Origin of the sequence: Pseudooceanicola endophyticus, assembly GCF_018760365.1 — a bacterium.
Taxonomy (GTDB): Bacteria; Pseudomonadota; Alphaproteobacteria; order Rhodobacterales; family Rhodobacteraceae; genus Pseudooceanicola; species Pseudooceanicola endophyticus.
Window position 1 is genome coordinate 211,826 of the sequence record NZ_JAHIAB010000004.1, and the last position, 14,756, is coordinate 226,581.

Genomic DNA, 14,756 nt, shown 5'->3' on the forward strand with positions numbered 1-14,756 from the left:
ATCAACTTTGGGTTGATTATGCGAAGTGGCTCCGGGCCAGGTCAAATGCCTTGCGCATCACGGTGGGCAGATCCGAGGGGCGGAACACCTCCGGGGGCAGGAAATCGCCGGTGCGGGGCACGGCGTTCAGGCCGACATCGGTCACGCGGACCTGCAGGATCAGGTGGAAATGCGTGAAGGTGTGGCGCGCCTCGGCGGAGAGCGTCTGCCAGTCGGCCTCCAGCGGGGGGACATGAGGCGCGATCTCCTCGGCCCAGTCCGAGCCCGGCCAGCCCAGCATCCCGCCCAGCAGGCCCCGGTCGGGGCGGCGCTCCAGCAGGTAGGCGCCATCCGAGCGGCGCGCCACATAGGCGATGCCAAGGCGCGTGGGTTTGGGCTTTTTCGGGGTCTTCTTCGGCAGCTCCGGGGCGGTGCCTGCCAGGCGGGCGGCGCAGGGACCGCGCCAGGGGCAGATCCCGCAGGCCGGAGAGCGCGGGGTGCAGATCGTCGCGCCCAGATCCATCACCGCCTGGGCATAGTCGCCCGGACGAGTGGCCGGTGTCAGCGCCGCCGCCAGCGCCGTCAGCGCGGGCTTGGCGGCGGGCAGGGGGGTATGGACATCGTGCAGGCGGGCCATCACGCGCTCCACGTTGCCATCCACGACAGTTTCGGGCCGGTCGAAGGCGATCGAGGCGACGGCGGCGGCGGTGTAGGGGCCGACGCCGGGCAGGGAGAGCAGCCCGGCCAGCGTGTCGGGGAACTGCCCGCCATGGTCCGAGACCACGGCGCGGGCGCATTTCAGCAGGTTGCGGGCGCGGGCGTAATAGCCAAGGCCGGCCCATTCGCCCATCACCTCGGCATCCTCGGCGGCGGCCAGGTCTGCCACCGTGGGCCAGCGGGCGGTGAAGCGCAGGAAGTAGTCGCGCACGGCGGCCACCGTGGTCTGCTGCAGCATCACCTCGGACATCCAGATGTGGTAGGGATCGGGACGGACACCTGCCGCCCGTGCCGCCGGCGGCACCCGCCAGGGCATGGTGCGGGCATGGATATCGTACCACTCCAGCAGGTCCTGTGCCGTCGCCGTCGTCATCCGGGTCTGATCCTGACTTTGCATCTTGCCTTGTCTGCGCGGTTTCACGCATTCTTTATGGTTGTCGGAGGCTTTGCTCTGGCGAAGCCCGCTTGCCCGACTAGAATAGTCCGGAACACGAGGATGCAAGTCATGCCGCCGCGCCGCCAGACCACGACCTATGGGTTTACCCGCACTTACGGCCTGCTGGAAAGCAGGATCCGCAAGGCTGGCGAATCGCGTGGCTTTGCCGTCTCCAAGCTGCTGACCCACTGGGAGGAGATCGCCGGTGCCGATACCGCTGCCATCGCCCGCCCGGTCGAGGTCAAGTATGGCCGCAATTCCATGGGCGCGACGCTGGTGCTGCTGACCACCGGGGCCCATGCGCCGCTGCTGGAAATGCAGAAGGAGCAGCTGCGCGCCAAGGTCAACGGCGTCTACGGCTACAATGCCATCGCCCGTGTCCGCATCACCCAGACCGCGCCCACCGGCTTCGCGGAGGGCCAGGTGGCCTTTCGCGGTGCGCCGAAACCCACGGCCCCCGCCCCCGACCCCAAGGTCGTGGAGCGCGCGGAGGCCCAGGCAGAGGGCGTCCAGGATCCCGGACTGCGTGCCGCGCTTGCCGCGCTCGGGCGCAACGTGCTTGGTTCCTCCAGTCACTGAGAAAGGATTACCCTCAATGGATCGCAGATTCCTCATCGGCGGCGGGCTCTCCGCGCTCGGCGTGATGGCCACCTCCGGCCTCTGGCTCGGCTCGGCCGCGACCGCCCTGGCGCAGGAGTCCGCTTCGGGCGACGCCAAGCAGGCGCCGAAGATCGACACCTCGACCGTCAAGGAAATGGTGCTGGGCCAGGCCGATGCGCCGGTCACGCTGATGGAGTACGGCTCTTTCACCTGCCCGCACTGTAGCGACTGGCACAACGAAGTCTACGGCGACATCAAGAAGAACTACATCGACACCGGCAAGGTGAAGTTCGTGTTCCGCGATGTCTATTTCGACCGCTACGGCCTGTGGGCGGCGCTGATCGCGCGCTGCGATCCGATGCGCTTCTTCGGCATTGCCGACATGCTCTACGAAAAGCAGAAGGATTGGCTGAACGGCGCCAAGTCCGAGGCCGAGATCGCCGACAACCTGCGCAAGCTGGGCAAGGTCGCGGGCCTCTCGGACGACCAGCTGGATGCCTGCCTGTCGGACGAGACCAAGGCGCGCACCCTGGTCGCCTGGTACCAGGAAAACGCCAAGAAGGACGACATCACCGGCACGCCGAGCTTCCTGATCAACGGCACCAAGTACTCCAACATGAGCTACGCCGACATGTCGAAGCTGCTGGACGAGGCGCTGAAGGCCTGAGCCTGCCCGCACCGGATCCGACGGACGGCCTTCCTTCGGGAGGGCCGTTCGCGTTTGGGGCCCGGGGCCGCCGCAGGGCCGTCAGAGGGCGACCACCTGCTTGCCCATGTTGCCGCCCCGCAGCATCGAGAAGAAGGCCTGCGGCGCGCTTTCCAGCCCCTGGGCCATGTCCTCCAGGTAGCGGATGCGACCGTCGCGCACCTTCGGGGTCACCTCTTCCAGGAACTGGTCGAACAGCGGCAGGTGATCGGTCTGCAACAGGCCCTGGATGGTCAGCCGCTTGACCAGGGCCATGCGCCAGACCTTCTGAAGTGGCATCTGGCCGGTGGCATCGGTTTCCCCGGAATACCAGGCCACCATGCCGCAGACGATGATCCGGCCATGGGTGTTCATCACCGGCAGCACACCGCCCAGGGTGACGCCGCCGACGTTTTCGAAATAGATGTCCACGCCCTTCGGGCAGACCTCGTGCATGGCCTCCATCATCTTCAGGATCGTGTCATGCTCCAGCCGGTCGAGGCAGGCGTCGAAGCGGAACGTCTCAAGCGCCAGGCGGCGCTTTTCGGGGCCGCTGGTGATGCCCACGGTGTGCAGCCCGGCCTCGCGCGCGAGCTGGCCGACCATGGAACCCACCGGGCCGGTGCAGGCGCCCACCACCAGGGTCTCGCCCGGGGCCATCCGGCCATGGGCGCGCAGGCCCGACCAGGCGGTGAAGCCCGGCATCCCCAGCACGCCGAGCGCGGTCGAGGGCGGCAGATGGGGCGCCAGCTTGCGCAGCCTGCGCCCGGGCAGGCAGCCGTGGGTGGCCCAGCCGAACATGCCGAAGACCAGATCGCCGGCGCGGAACCCGGGATCCTGGCTGGCGATCACCTGGCCCACGCCGCCCCCGCCCATGGTATGGTCCAGCTCCTGCGGGTCGGTGTAGCTTTGCACGTAATCCATCCGGCCCCGCATGTAGGGATCGAGCGAGAAGTGACTGAGCTGCACCAGCACCTCTCCGGGGCCGGGGGCGGGCAGGGGGACCTCTTCCAGCCGGAAATCGGCCTCGACCGGAAAGCCCGAGGGGCGGCGGGCGAGGACAAAGCGCCTCATCATCTCGGCCATCTTGAAATCCTTTCCATCGCACACAGGTATCGGGGCCCGGGGACAGCCTAGGGACAAGGGGTTACCGGGCGATGGACAGCACCCGCCCGGCTGGCGTAAAGAGGCCCGATCATGGCACAGAAGAAACCCGATCCGAACTACAAGGTGGTCTCCGAGAACCGCCGCGCGCGCTTCGATTACGCAATCGAGGACGATCTAGAGTGCGGCATTCTCCTCATGGGGTCCGAGGTGAAATCGCTGCGCACCGGGCAGTCCAACATCGCCGAAAGCTACGCGACGGTCGAGGACGGAGAGCTGTGGCTGGTCAACAGCTACATCGCCCCCTATGAGCGCGCGATGTTCGGCCACGAGGAACGCCGCCGCCGCAAGCTTCTGGTTTCCAAGAAGCAATTGTCGGACCTGTGGAACCAGACGCAGCGCAAGGGCATGACCCTGGTGCCGCTGGTGCTGTATTTCAACCATCGCGGCATGGCCAAGATCAAGATCGGCATCGCGAAGGGCAAGAAGAACCACGACAAGCGCGCCAGCGAGGCAACGCGGGACTGGAACCGCCAGAAGCAGCGCCTGCTGAAGGAAAACCACTAGGACGCGAGGCTTGCCTTGCCGGGCCTGCGGCGATAGGGAATCGGCGTTTTCGCGAGGTAAGGAAGGGCCCCGTCATGAGCGATGATCCGAAGGTTCTGGTCTCGACCGGCTGGCTGGCCGACCATCTGAAGGACCCGGATCTGCGGCTTCTGGATGCCAGCTGGTTCATGCCCGGCGCCGGACGCGATCCCAAGGCCGAATTCGCCGCCCGGCACATCCCCGGCGCGCGCTTCTTCGATATCGACGAGATTTCGGACCACCGCTCGGAGCTGCCGCACATGGCGCCGCCGGTGGAAAAATTCATGTCGCGGCTGCGCGCGCTTGGCGTCGGGGATGGTCACCAGGTGGTGATCTACGACAGCCAGGGGATCTTTTCCGCCGCCCGTGTCTGGTGGACCTTCCGCCTGATGGGCCAGTTCGATGTCGCCGTGCTGGACGGCGGCCTGCCGAAATGGCTGGCCGAGGGCCGTGCCGTCACCGATGACGAGCCGGTGATCCGCGACCGCCACATGACCGTGCGCCGCCAGAACCAGATGGTGAAGGACGTCACGCAGGTCTCTGCCGCCTCGAAGCTTGGCGATTACGAGATCGTCGATGCCCGCGCCGCCCCGCGGTTCCGCGGCGAGGTGCCCGAACCCCGTGCGGGCCTGCGCTCGGGCCATATCCCGACCTCGAAGAACGTGCCCTTCACCACGCTGCTGACGCCGGCCGGCATGTTGAAGACCCCCGAACAGATCCGTGCCACCTTCGAAACGGCCGGGGTGGACCTGTCGAAACCCGTCATCGCCAGCTGCGGCTCGGGCGTGACGGCCGCCGTGCTGTGCCTCGCGCTGGAGCGCATGGGCAAGACCGATCACGCAATCTATGACGGCTCCTGGGCGGAATGGGGGGCTTTCCCCACCCTTCCCGTGGCCACCGGAGAATGAGAGAGACATGTTCGAGAACCTGAAGGAACAGCCGGCCGACAAGATCCTGGCCCTGATCGAGGCCTTCAAGGCCGATCCGCGCGACGGCAAGATCGACCTGGGCGTCGGCGTCTACAAGAACGCCGAGGGCGTGACCCCGGTGATGCGCGCCGTCAAGGCCGCCGAAAAGAAGATCTGGGAAGAGCAGATCACCAAGTCCTACACCGGCCTGGCCGGGGATCCCGCCTATGCCGATGCCATGGTCGGCCTGGTGCTGGGAGACGCGGTGGAGCGCGGTCAGGTGGCCGCCGTTGCCACCCCCGGCGGCACCGGTGCCGTCCGTCAGGCCTTCGAACTGGTGAAGATGGCCAACCCCGCCGCGCGCGTCTTCTATTCCGACCCGACCTGGCCGAACCACGTCTCGATCCTGAACTACCTCGGGATGGAAACGCAGTCCTACCGCTATTTCGACAGCGAGACGGGCGGCGTCGACTTCGAGGGCATGATTGCCGATCTGAAGGCCAACCTGAAGGCCGGCGACGTGGTGCTGCTGCACGGCTGCTGCCACAACCCGACCGGCGCCAACCTGAACCTGGTGCAGTGGAAAGAGGTCGTCGCGGTCCTGAACGAGACCGGCGCGATCCCGATGATCGACATCGCCTACCAGGGCTTTGGTGACGGTCTGGACGCGGATGCCGAAGCCACCCGCTATGTCGCGGCCAACGTGCCCGAACTGCTGATCGCGGCTTCGTGCTCGAAGAACTTCGGCATCTACCGCGAACGCACCGGCCTGCTGATGGCCGTGTCCGCCGATGCCGCGAAGACCAAGGTCAATCAGGGCTCCCTGGCGTTCCTGAACCGCCAGAACTACTCCTTCCCGCCGGACCATGGCGCGCGCATCGTCACCACCATCCTGACCGACCCGGCGCTGCGCGCCGACTGGGCGGCAGAGCTGGAAGAGGTGCGCCTGGGCATGCTGGAGCTGCGCAAGCAGCTGGCCGCAGAGCTGCAGCGCCTGACCGGATCGGACCGCTTCGCCTTCCTGGGCGAGCACCGCGGCATGTTCTCGCGTCTCGGGACCACCCCGGAGCTGGTCGAGAAGATGCGTGCCGACAGCGGCATCTACATGGTTGGCGACAGCCGCATGAACATCGCCGGGCTGAACACGAAGACCGTGCCGATCCTGGCGCAGGCGATCGTCGACGCCGGCGTCTGAAACGCACAGAAGACCTGCACGCGGGCCGGTTGACGGCCCGCGGAGCCGGGGTCAGCATGGTCGCAACCAGTGAAGGGGTAGATCATGCGCAAGATCCAGGCTCAGGGGGTGCACCACATCACCCTTACCGGGGCGGACCGCCAGACCAGCATCGATTTCTGGGAGGGCGTGCTGGGCATGCCCTTCATCTTCGATCAGCCGAACCTGGATGACCCCAACCAGGGGCACCTGTACTTCGATCCCGGCGACGGGCGGCTGATCACCATCTTCACCAACGAGACCCGCAAGCCCGTCCACGAGCGCACGCCGACGGACCCGGGCTGCGTGCACCACATCGCCTTCAACGTCTCCCGCGCCAGCTTTACCCAGGCGACGGCCCGGCTGGAGGCGCGCGGCATCAAGCATTCCGGCGTCAAGGACCGGGGCTTCATGGATTCGATCTACTTCAAGGACCCGCTGGGCCTGCTGATCGAGCTGGCGACCTACAAGTTCGAGCCGCCCGTCGGCTGCTCCCATGCCCAGGTGCTGCTGCGCGCCCACAAGCTGCGGGTTGCGCGCGGCGATTACAACATCGGCGAGGAACACCTGGCCGACGCGATCGAGGAACTGGTGCTGGAAACCACCGGGTCGCTTTCCGAAGATCGCGGCCCGGCGGATCCCTACGCGAAGTAGCGTTTACTTCGGCAGCGACTGGTCCAGCCAGGCATCGAAGGCCTTCTGGTCCATGTAGCCCGCCGTGCGCAGCCCCGGCTTGCCGCCGTGGAACAGCACGAAGGTCGGCATGGCGTTGACCTTGTACTGCTCGGTCTGGGCGATCAGCGACAGGGCGTCGACGTTGACCACGGTGACGTCCTTGCGCTCGGCTGCGACCTTGTCGAGCACTTCTGCCTCCGCCTCGCAGGGCTTGCAGGAGGGTGCCATGAAGGCGGCCAGCACATAACCCTGCTGGCTGGGCTGGATCACCTGCGCGTCGAAATCTCCGGCCTCGTTGACCTGCGTGACCGCAGCAAGGGCCGGGGTGGCGAGAAGCCCCATCAGGGCAGGAAGAAGAAGGCGTTTCATCGGAACCCCCGGTCATGGAAAAGGCCCGGGATCTCTCCCGGGCCTCTTTCATGTACCGAAGCGGTGGCGCGGCAAAAGCCACATGGCCGTGAGACCGCAGGGATCCGCTCAGGCGGCGGCGGTTTCCAGCAGGCCGGCATGGGCCAGCGCGGCGCGGATCGCCGCCTTGGTGGTGTCTTCCAGCGGCATCAGCGGCAGGCGCACCTCGTCCGAGCACAGGCCCAGCACCGACATGGCGTACTTGGCGCCGCAGACGCCGGGCTCCATGAAGATCGCCTCGTGCAGGGGCATCAGCCGGTCCTGGAACTTCAGCGCGGTGGCATAGTCGCCGGCCAGGCAGGCGGCCTGCATGTCGGCACACAGCTTCGGCGCGACGTTCGCGGTGACCGAGATGCAGCCGACGCCGCCCATGGCGTCGAAGCCGACGGCGGTCGCGTCTTCACCCGAAAGCTGGCAGAAGTCGGGGCCGCAGGCCATGCGGGTCTGGGCGACGCGGGCCAGATCGCCGGTCGCGTCCTTGACGCCGATGATGCGCGGCAGCTTTGCCAGCTCCGCCATGGTGGCGGGCTTCATGTCCACGACCGAGCGGCCGGGAATGTTGTAGATGACGATCGGCAGATCGCAGCAGTCATGCATCGCGGTGTAATGCGCGATCATGCCCCTGGCGGTCGGCTTGTTGTAGTAGGGGGTCACCACCAGGGCGGCATCGGCACCGACTTCGGCGGCGTGCTTGATCAGGCGGATGCCTTCCAGCGTGTTGTTGGCACCGGCGCCCGCGATCACCGGGATGCGACCGGCGGCGGCCTTCACGACCTCTTCCACGACCTGCTCGTGTTCGCGCAGGCTGAGGGTGGGCGATTCGCCCGTCGTGCCCACCGGAACCAGCGCCGAGGAGCCCTGCGCCACATGCCAGTCGACCAGCTTCTTGAGCGTATCGAGATCCACTGCGCCGTCCTTGAACGGCGTGACCAGGGCAGGGATGGACCCTTTGAACATGACACGCTCCTTCTACGTATGGGGGGACGATCCCGTCGTCCGGGCCCGGGGTGGCTTGGCCCCGCGTTGACCTTGTGATTTCCAGTGCGGGGTACCAGTGAATATCATCGCAGCGTCTATCCGCTCACATGGGGTAAAACAAGTGATCCGACCGCCGTTCCCGGCCCTTTTCGCGCTCTCGCTGGCCTTTGGCGCGTTCGGCCCCGGCCTGTCGGTGGCCCTGCGCGCCCAGTCCTTGCCCGAAGCCGCCGCGGCCCCGGCCCCGAAGGCGCCCCGTCCCCTGGCCTGGGCCGAAACCGCCGCCGACCGGGGCGACTGGGACCGCGCCGTGCAGATCGCGCAGCGTGACGGCCCGGTGGCGGTGGCGCTGATCACCTGGCGCAAGCTGCGCACCGGAGAGGGAACCCCGGAGGAGGTTCTGGCCTTCCTTGCCGCCCATCCCGACTGGCCGGGCCTGGACCTGCTGCGCAAGCGCAGCGAGGCGGGCTTTGCCGGGGCGACGTCTGACCAGATCGCGGCCTTCTTCAAGGGGCAGGCGCCGACCTCGGGGTTCGGGGCGCTGATCTGGTCCGAGATCCTTGAGGAACGCGGCCAGAAGGATCAGGCGCGTGCCGTGGTGCAGCAGGCCTGGCGCAGCCTGGTGATGAGCGAGGGCGAACAGGCCGCCCTGCGCGAGGCCTGGCCCGATGCCACCGCCGAAGTCGATGCCGAGCGCCTGTCGATGCTGTTCTGGGCCGGCGCGCGCGACCAGATCGCCGATCTGCTGCCGCTGGTGACGCCGCCGCTGCGCGATCTGGGGCTGGCCCGGGAACTGGCCCGGGCGGGCTCGGACGAGGCGCCCGGAGCCATTGCGGCCCTGCCCAAGGCGCAGCGGGACGATCCGGCCATCGCCTACGGTCTGTTCCGGGCGCTGATGGATCAGGGCCAGATCCCTGCCGCCCGCGCCCTGCTGCTGAACCAGAGCCAGAGCGCGGCGGGACTGGGCAATCCGCAGGCCTGGGCCGGGCAGCGCCGCTACTGGGCGCGCACCGATTTCCAGGACGGGGATTATGCCGATGCCTATGCCATGGCCTCGGACAGCGGGCTGAGCGGGGGCGCCGATTTTGCCGATCTGGAATGGCTGGCGGGCTTCATCGCGCTGCGCAACATGAAGCAGCCGGCGTCGGCGCTATCGCATTTCGAGCAGCTGCGCGACGGTGTCGGCTCTCCGATCTCGCTCGGGCGGGCCTGGTACTGGATCGGTCGCGCGCAGGAGGCCCTGGGCAACGATGCGGCGGCCCGGGCCGCCTATGGCGAGGGGGCGCAGTACCAGACGACCTATTACGGGCTGCTGGCCGCCGGGCGCGCCGGGCTGCCCTTCGATGCCAGCCTGGCCGGGGCCGATCCCCTGCCGGACTGGCACGTGCCCCGGATCGAGGGCTCGGACCTGCTTCAGGCGGCGCTGCTGCTGGAAGGGGCCGGGCGCACCGGCACCTCCGACATGTTCCTGATGCAGATGGCCGAGGGGCTGGACGAGGACGGGTTGAAGCGGCTGGCGGGTTTTCTGGAGGCGCGCGGCGATGCCCATCTGCTGATCCGCCTGGGCAAGGGCGCCGCCGACCGGGGCATCATCCTGCCGCAGGCCTATTACGCGCTGCATCCGCTGCGCGACATGACCCTGCCCGTGGCCCCCGAGCTGGCGCTTTCCATCGCCCGCCGCGAGAGCGAGTTCAACGCGACAGCCGCCAGCCCGGTGGGGGCGCGCGGCCTGATGCAGCTGATGCCGGGCACCGCCGACAAGGTGGCGCGCGACCTCGGGATCGACCACGACACCGCCATGCTGACCGCCGACTGGCGCCACAATGCCACCCTGGGCGCCGCCTACCTGGCCGAGCTGGGGCTGCGTTTCGATGGCAATGTGATGATGGTGGCAGCGGCCTACAATGCCGGGCCCGACCGGGTGGATGACTGGATTGCCACCTATGGCGATCCCCGACAGCCCGGTGTCGATCCCGTCGACTGGGCCGAGGAGATCCCCTACCGGGAGACCCGCAACTACGTTCAGCGCGTCGCCGAAAGCCTGCCGGTCTACCGCGCCCGGCTGGGCCGCGATCCCCTGCCGGAACCGTTCCGGCAGGAGCTGGGGGGCTCAGGCCTTCTGCCGCTCTCGGAAGAAGGTAAATAGGCCCGCGCCGATGATCAGCGCCGCCCCGATGGCGACATTGGTGCGGATGTGCTCTCCGAAGACCGGGATGGCGATCATGGTGCCGAAGGCCAGCTGGAAATAGGCGAAGGGCTGCACGGCCGAGGCCTCGGCGATCTCGTAGACGCGGATCAGCAGGTAGTGCCCCGAGGCGCCCGCGATGCACAGGATCAGCATCAGGATCCAGTCGGTGCCGCTCATCGTTTCCCAGGAGGAGAGGCCGATGGCGGTCATCAGCACGAAGCCGGTGACCCCGGTCCAGAAGAACGAGGTGGCCGAGCTGTCCTTGCGCGCCACGTAGCGGTTCAGCAGCCCGTAGCCCGCGAACATCAGCGCCGCGATCAGCGGGATGACGGCGGCGGGCTTGAAGACGCCAAAGCCGGGCTCCAGGATGATCAGCACGCCGATGAAGCCGACGCCGATTGCCGACCAGCGCCGCCAGCCGACCTTTTCACCCAGCACCGGACCGGAAAGCGCCGCGATCAGCAGCGGGTAGCAGATGAAGACCGCCTGGGTCTCGATGATGCCGAGATAGGTGAAGCCCAGCACCATGACGCAGATTTCCAGCGCCAGCAGCGCCGAGCGGAAGATCTGGATGCCCGGCTGCGCGGTCGAGGCGGCGGCGCGCAGGCTGCCGGCCTGCTTGATTCCCATCGCGATCACGAAGGCCGCGAAGAACCAGTAGCGCATCATCACCACCATCAGGACGTTGTAGGTCTCTGACAGGTGAAGCGAGAAGGCGTCCTGCACGGCGAAGATCAGCGTGGTGAGGATCATCAGCATGATCCCCTTGCGGGTATTCTGTTCGGTCATGTCCTGCGGCCCTGGGTCATGTGGCGCTTGCGTCCGAAACCCGGGGCCCGCGTCACTTCGAAGCCGGCTGCGGCCAGCGCCCGGCGGACATGGCCCGCGGCGGTATAGGTCGCGACCGTGCCCGAGGGCGCGGTGTGGTCATGCACGGCCTGCATCAGCGTCTCTTCCCACATTTCGGGGTTCTTGGCGGGCGCGAACCCGTCCAGGAACCACGCATCCGCCCGTTCCCGCCAGGCGGGAACCGTTTCGCGTGCATCTCCCGTGACCATGCGGAAGTCCAGATCCGGGAGGGTAAAGGCGCTCTTGCCCCAATAAGGCGAAAGCTCCTGCGAGAGGGCGGCGACCTCCGGGAAGGCGGCCTGGGCGCGGCGCATGTCCCCGGGGGCCATCGGATAGGCCTCGAAGGTGGTGAAGCGCAGGGTGCCGGGGCTGCCGGCCTCGCGCCAGAGCTTCAGCACCGCCAGCAGGTTCAGCCCGGTGCCAAAGCCCAGCTCTGCCACCTGGAAGCCGTCGCGGAAGCGCTCGGGCAGGCCGTTGCCGGCCAGGAAGACATGCGCGGTCTCCGCCAGCCCGTTGCCGAGGCTGAAATAGGGATCGTCGAACCGGGTGGCGACAGGCACGTCGCCTTCGGTCCAGTCAAGCTCGGGCGGCTGGTCCTGCATCTGGGTATCCTCTAGGAAGGCTCCGGCGGCCGGAGCGGGCCGAAGATGGATTGGAGGTGCGCAAATGGCAAGGATCGACGTGACGGTGCGCGGCGCGGGGGCCTTCGGGCTGGCCTGCGCCTGGGCCTGCCAGCTGCGTGGCGCGACGGTGCGGGTGGTCGATCCCTTCGGGGTGGCCGCCGGGGCCTCGGGCGGGGTGGTCGGGGCGCTGGCGCCCCATGTCCCCGAGAACTGGAACGAGAAGAAGGCCTTCCAGCTTGACAGCCTGCTGATGGCGGAAGGCTTCTGGGCCGGGGTCGAGGCAGTGTCCGGGCTGTCGTCGGGCTATGGGCGGACGGGGCGTTTGCAGCCGCTGGCCGATGCCCAGGCGGTGGAGCTGGCGCGGGGACGCGCGGGCACTGCGGCAGAGCTGTGGCAGGGCCGGGCACTGTGGGAGGTCATCGAGGGGAGCGGCGCGGACTGGGAGCCGGTCAGCCCGACGGGCCTGCTGGTGCGCGACACGCTTTCGGCGCGGATCCATCCGCAGCAGGCCTGCGCGGCGCTGGCCGGAGCGCTGGTCGCGAAAGGCGCGCAGATCGTGGCCGAGGCCCCCGACGAAGGCGTGGTGATCTGGGCCACCGGGGCGGCGGGCCTGGAAGAGATGAGCCGGAGTGCCGGGCGGCAGGTCGGCGTGCCGATCAAGGGGCAGGCCGCCGTGCTGGCCCATGACCCGGGCGCCGGGGTGGCGCAGCTGTTTGCCGGCGGGGTGCATGTGGTGCCCCATGCCGATGGCACCGTGGCGATCGGATCGACCACGGAGCGCGACTTTGACGGGCTGGGCTGCGATGCGCAGCTGGAGGCGGTGATCGCGGCGGCGCGGGCCGCCGTGCCGGCGCTGGAGGGTGCGCAGGTGCTGGCGCGCTGGGCAGGGCTGCGCCCCCGCGCCCGCAGTCGCGCCCCGATGCTGGGCGCCTGGCCGGGGCGCCCCGGGCAGTTCATCGCCAATGGCGGCTTCAAGATCGGCTTCGGGATGGCGCCGAAGGTGGGCGCCGTAATGGCCGATCTGGTGCTGGAGGGCGATGGCGCGGGGATCCCGGACGGATTCCGGGCGGAAGCGCTGTTCTGAAGGGGAGGGGCGCTGCCCCTCTTGCGCCTGCGGCGCAATTCACCCCGGGATATTTCGGGCCAGATGACAGAGAGCCCGGGCTAGCGGCCGCGCAGCCGGAAGACCCCCGTGGCGGTGGCGCAGAGCGTGCCTTCGCTGTCGGTCATTTTCGCCTCGGCGAAGAAGGTGCGGGCGCCGCCGCCGGTGCGAATGCCCTCGGCGATCAGGAGGCTGCCCTTCGCGGGGGCGAGGAAGTTGACCGAGAGATTCAGCGTCATGGCCATCTGGCGGCGCTCCGGATCGCCGGTGTAGCAGCCGGCAAAGCCCATCGCGGTGTCGGCCATCACCCCGTGGATGCCGCCGTGCAGGATGCCGTGGCGGTTGGTCAGGAAATCCTCGAGCGGCAGTTCGAGGCGGGCGAAGCCGTCGCGCCAGGCGCTGAGCCGGTAGCCGAGGTGCGACTGGATCGGGTAGGGGGCCTCGGTGAGGCGGGGGTCGAGATCGGGCATGGCGGCGTCCTGCTGCGGAAATCCCGGGCAGTCTGGCGATTGCGGACGGTCGGGGGAAGGGGGGGCTGCCGCTGGTGGCGCTAACCTGTGGCCCGGTTGCGATGCCGGGTCGGAAGGGGATTTCAAGGGCCGGGGGGATGTGGAATAACTCTCGCGACGTCAGAGGAGTTCTTCATGTCTGCCATTGATAAAGCCCTTATTCCCGAAGCCCTTTTCCCCACCATCGACGCGCTTTGCGCCACTGCCGTGAAACTTTCTGCCGTGATCGCGCGCGGCCCGCTGGGCCAGTCGCTCGGGGCCGGTGTGGGCGAGAACTCGGACGGTGACCAGCAGAAGGCGCTGGACGTGATGGCCGACGAGATGTTCGAGGCCGCGCTGAGGCCCGCGGGCGTGAAGCACTATGCCTCCGAAGAGCAGGAAACCGTGCTGGTGCTGGACGAGGCGGGCGCCTATGCGCTGGCCATCGACCCGCTGGATGGTTCGTCCAACATCGACGTGAACGTGACCATCGGCACGATCTTCTCGGTCTTCGAGGCCGAGGAGGAGGCCGAGGCGAGCTTCCTGCGGCCGGCCTCCGAGCAGATTGCCGCCGGCTACATCGCCTACGGGCCGCAGACGCTGATGGCGGTGACTTTCGGGACCGGCACGCATCTTTACGTGCTCGACCCCGAGACCGGCGCCTTCGAGCTGGCCACCGGGCAGATGGACCTGCCGGTGGCGGCCAAGGAGTTCTCGATCAACGCGTCGAACCGGCGGCACTGGACCCTGCCGGTGCGCGCCTATGTCGAGGAATGCGAGGCGGGCGTCGAGGGCGCCAAGGGCAAGAACATGAACTTCCGCTGGGTCGGGAGCCTGGTCGCGGAGACGCACCGCATCCTGACCCGGGGGGGCACGTTCCTGTATCCCTCGGATGCGCGCAAGGGCTATGAAAAGGGCCGGCTGCGGATGGTCTACGAGGTGGCGCCGATGGCCTTCCTGGTCGAGCAGGCGGGCGGCAAGGCCACCGACGGCAAGACGCCGATCCTGGAGCTGCAGGCGGGCGCCCTGCACGAGCGCTGCCCGCTGGTCTTCGGCTCGGCCGAGGAAGTGGACCGGATCGCCGAGCTGCACGGCTGAGGTCCGCAGGTGCCCCGGGGAGCGCCCTGTCGGGCGCTGCCTGCGGCGCAGGTATTTCGAACAAGAAAATGACAGGGCGCTTTCCCTTGCGGGGAGGGCGCTCTATACGGGCGGCGTTCTTGG

16 protein-coding genes are annotated in these 14,756 nt (G+C 68.1%); 9 read left to right on the forward strand and 7 right to left on the reverse strand.

The window, feature by feature from the left end; genetic code table 11:
* Nucleotides 1-16 precede the first annotated feature (16 nt).
* A complete protein-coding gene (gene mutY, locus KM176_RS09355; RefSeq protein WP_236045238.1) occupies nucleotides 17-1,093 on the reverse strand; it encodes an A/G-specific adenine glycosylase in 1,077 nt (358 codons plus the stop codon).
* A 108-nt stretch (nucleotides 1,094-1,201) separates the two neighbouring features.
* Here mutY and KM176_RS09360 point away from each other — a divergent pair, with 108 nt between their 5' ends.
* Nucleotides 1,202-1,711 (forward strand): DUF721 domain-containing protein, encoded by a 510-nt coding sequence (locus KM176_RS09360; RefSeq protein WP_160895959.1) that lies wholly within the window; start codon nucleotides 1,202-1,204, stop codon nucleotides 1,709-1,711.
* Between the two features lie 16 nt (nucleotides 1,712-1,727).
* On the forward strand, nucleotides 1,728-2,399 hold the full coding sequence (locus KM176_RS09365) for a DsbA family protein (RefSeq protein ID WP_160895958.1): 672 nt from the start codon (nucleotides 1,728-1,730) through the stop codon (nucleotides 2,397-2,399).
* 81 nt (nucleotides 2,400-2,480) lie between these two features.
* Here the strand turns inward: KM176_RS09365 and KM176_RS09370 are convergent, their stop codons facing one another.
* Nucleotides 2,481-3,503: an NADP-dependent oxidoreductase gene (locus KM176_RS09370; RefSeq protein WP_160895957.1), complete on the reverse strand. Its 1,023-nt coding sequence runs from the start codon at nucleotides 3,501-3,503 to the stop codon at nucleotides 2,481-2,483.
* 111 nt (nucleotides 3,504-3,614) lie between these two features.
* On the opposite strand from KM176_RS09370, the gene smpB reads away from it, so the two are divergent.
* The 4 genes from smpB to KM176_RS09390 all read left to right on the forward strand — a co-directional run bounded on the left by smpB (nucleotide 3,615) and on the right by KM176_RS09390 (nucleotide 6,881).
* On the forward strand, nucleotides 3,615-4,088 hold the full coding sequence (smpB, locus tag KM176_RS09375; RefSeq protein ID WP_160895956.1) for an SsrA-binding protein SmpB: 474 nt from the start codon (nucleotides 3,615-3,617) through the stop codon (nucleotides 4,086-4,088).
* Between the two features lie 74 nt (nucleotides 4,089-4,162).
* Entirely contained in the window at nucleotides 4,163-5,014 is an 852-nt protein-coding gene (gene sseA / locus KM176_RS09380; RefSeq protein WP_160895955.1) for a 3-mercaptopyruvate sulfurtransferase, read from the forward strand.
* Between the two features lie 7 nt (nucleotides 5,015-5,021).
* A complete protein-coding gene (locus tag KM176_RS09385; protein WP_160895954.1) occupies nucleotides 5,022-6,209 on the forward strand; it encodes an amino acid aminotransferase in 1,188 nt (395 codons plus the stop codon).
* A gap of 84 nt (nucleotides 6,210-6,293) precedes the next feature.
* Nucleotides 6,294-6,881 (forward strand): VOC family protein, encoded by a 588-nt coding sequence (locus KM176_RS09390; RefSeq protein ID WP_160895953.1) that lies wholly within the window; start codon nucleotides 6,294-6,296, stop codon nucleotides 6,879-6,881.
* 3 nt (nucleotides 6,882-6,884) lie between these two features.
* Here KM176_RS09390 and KM176_RS09395 read toward each other — a convergent pair whose 3' ends face one another.
* Together KM176_RS09395 and dapA are read right to left on the reverse strand one after the other, a co-directional pair.
* On the reverse strand, nucleotides 6,885-7,271 hold the full coding sequence (locus tag KM176_RS09395; RefSeq protein ID WP_160895952.1) for a thioredoxin family protein: 387 nt from the start codon (nucleotides 7,269-7,271) through the stop codon (nucleotides 6,885-6,887).
* A gap of 108 nt (nucleotides 7,272-7,379) precedes the next feature.
* A complete protein-coding gene (dapA, locus tag KM176_RS09400; RefSeq protein ID WP_160895951.1) occupies nucleotides 7,380-8,267 on the reverse strand; it encodes a 4-hydroxy-tetrahydrodipicolinate synthase in 888 nt (295 codons plus the stop codon).
* Nucleotides 8,268-8,409: 142 nt separating this feature from the next.
* Here dapA and KM176_RS25285 point away from each other — a divergent pair, with 142 nt between their 5' ends.
* A complete protein-coding gene (locus KM176_RS25285; RefSeq protein ID WP_160895950.1) occupies nucleotides 8,410-10,431 on the forward strand; it encodes a lytic transglycosylase domain-containing protein in 2,022 nt (673 codons plus the stop codon).
* Here KM176_RS25285 and KM176_RS09410 read toward each other — a convergent pair.
* A complete protein-coding gene (locus tag KM176_RS09410; RefSeq protein ID WP_160895949.1) occupies nucleotides 10,396-11,262 on the reverse strand; it encodes a DMT family transporter in 867 nt (288 codons plus the stop codon). The two genes, KM176_RS25285 and KM176_RS09410, sit on opposite strands and share 36 nt — an antisense overlap.
* On the reverse strand, nucleotides 11,259-11,924 hold the full coding sequence (gene mnmD, locus KM176_RS09415; protein ID WP_160895948.1) for a tRNA (5-methylaminomethyl-2-thiouridine)(34)-methyltransferase MnmD: 666 nt from the start codon (nucleotides 11,922-11,924) through the stop codon (nucleotides 11,259-11,261). Before mnmD ends, KM176_RS09410 begins: the two co-directional genes overlap by 4 nt.
* Nucleotides 11,925-11,988: 64 nt before the next feature.
* Here mnmD and KM176_RS09420 point away from each other — a divergent pair, with 64 nt between their 5' ends.
* The gene (locus tag KM176_RS09420) at nucleotides 11,989-13,029 is read left to right on the forward strand and encodes an NAD(P)/FAD-dependent oxidoreductase (protein WP_160895947.1); all 1,041 of its coding nucleotides are present in this window, start codon (nucleotides 11,989-11,991) and stop codon (nucleotides 13,027-13,029) included.
* A gap of 80 nt (nucleotides 13,030-13,109) precedes the next feature.
* Here KM176_RS09420 and KM176_RS09425 read toward each other — a convergent pair whose 3' ends face one another.
* Nucleotides 13,110-13,517 carry a PaaI family thioesterase gene (locus tag KM176_RS09425; protein ID WP_160895946.1) on the reverse strand — a complete coding sequence of 136 codons (408 nt, stop codon included), beginning with the start codon at nucleotides 13,515-13,517 and terminating at the stop codon, nucleotides 13,110-13,112.
* Between the two features lie 174 nt (nucleotides 13,518-13,691).
* Here KM176_RS09425 and KM176_RS09430 point away from each other — a divergent pair, with 174 nt between their 5' ends.
* Nucleotides 13,692-14,633, forward strand: coding sequence for a class 1 fructose-bisphosphatase (locus tag KM176_RS09430; protein WP_160895945.1), 942 nt, complete (start codon nucleotides 13,692-13,694; stop codon nucleotides 14,631-14,633).
* Nucleotides 14,634-14,756: the final 123 nt, after the last annotated feature.

Coding starts and splice junctions, on each gene's coding strand:
- mutY (WP_236045238.1), bottom strand. CDS start 1,093: ATGCAAAGTCAGGATCAGACCCGGATGACGACGGCGACGGCACAGGAC.
- KM176_RS09360 (WP_160895959.1), top strand. CDS start 1,202: ATGCCGCCGCGCCGCCAGACCACGACCTATGGGTTTACCCGCACTTAC.
- KM176_RS09365 (WP_160895958.1), top strand. CDS start 1,728: ATGGATCGCAGATTCCTCATCGGCGGCGGGCTCTCCGCGCTCGGCGTG.
- KM176_RS09370 (WP_160895957.1), bottom strand. CDS start 3,503: ATGGCCGAGATGATGAGGCGCTTTGTCCTCGCCCGCCGCCCCTCGGGC.
- smpB (WP_160895956.1), top strand. CDS start 3,615: ATGGCACAGAAGAAACCCGATCCGAACTACAAGGTGGTCTCCGAGAAC.
- sseA (WP_160895955.1), top strand. CDS start 4,163: ATGAGCGATGATCCGAAGGTTCTGGTCTCGACCGGCTGGCTGGCCGAC.
- KM176_RS09385 (WP_160895954.1), top strand. CDS start 5,022: ATGTTCGAGAACCTGAAGGAACAGCCGGCCGACAAGATCCTGGCCCTG.
- KM176_RS09390 (WP_160895953.1), top strand. CDS start 6,294: ATGCGCAAGATCCAGGCTCAGGGGGTGCACCACATCACCCTTACCGGG.
- KM176_RS09395 (WP_160895952.1), bottom strand. CDS start 7,271: ATGAAACGCCTTCTTCTTCCTGCCCTGATGGGGCTTCTCGCCACCCCG.
- dapA (WP_160895951.1), bottom strand. CDS start 8,267: ATGTTCAAAGGGTCCATCCCTGCCCTGGTCACGCCGTTCAAGGACGGC.
- KM176_RS09410 (WP_160895949.1), bottom strand. CDS start 11,262: ATGACCGAACAGAATACCCGCAAGGGGATCATGCTGATGATCCTCACC.
- mnmD (WP_160895948.1), bottom strand. CDS start 11,924: ATGCAGGACCAGCCGCCCGAGCTTGACTGGACCGAAGGCGACGTGCCT.
- KM176_RS09420 (WP_160895947.1), top strand. CDS start 11,989: ATGGCAAGGATCGACGTGACGGTGCGCGGCGCGGGGGCCTTCGGGCTG.
- KM176_RS09425 (WP_160895946.1), bottom strand. CDS start 13,517: ATGCCCGATCTCGACCCCCGCCTCACCGAGGCCCCCTACCCGATCCAG.
- KM176_RS09430 (WP_160895945.1), top strand. CDS start 13,692: ATGTCTGCCATTGATAAAGCCCTTATTCCCGAAGCCCTTTTCCCCACC.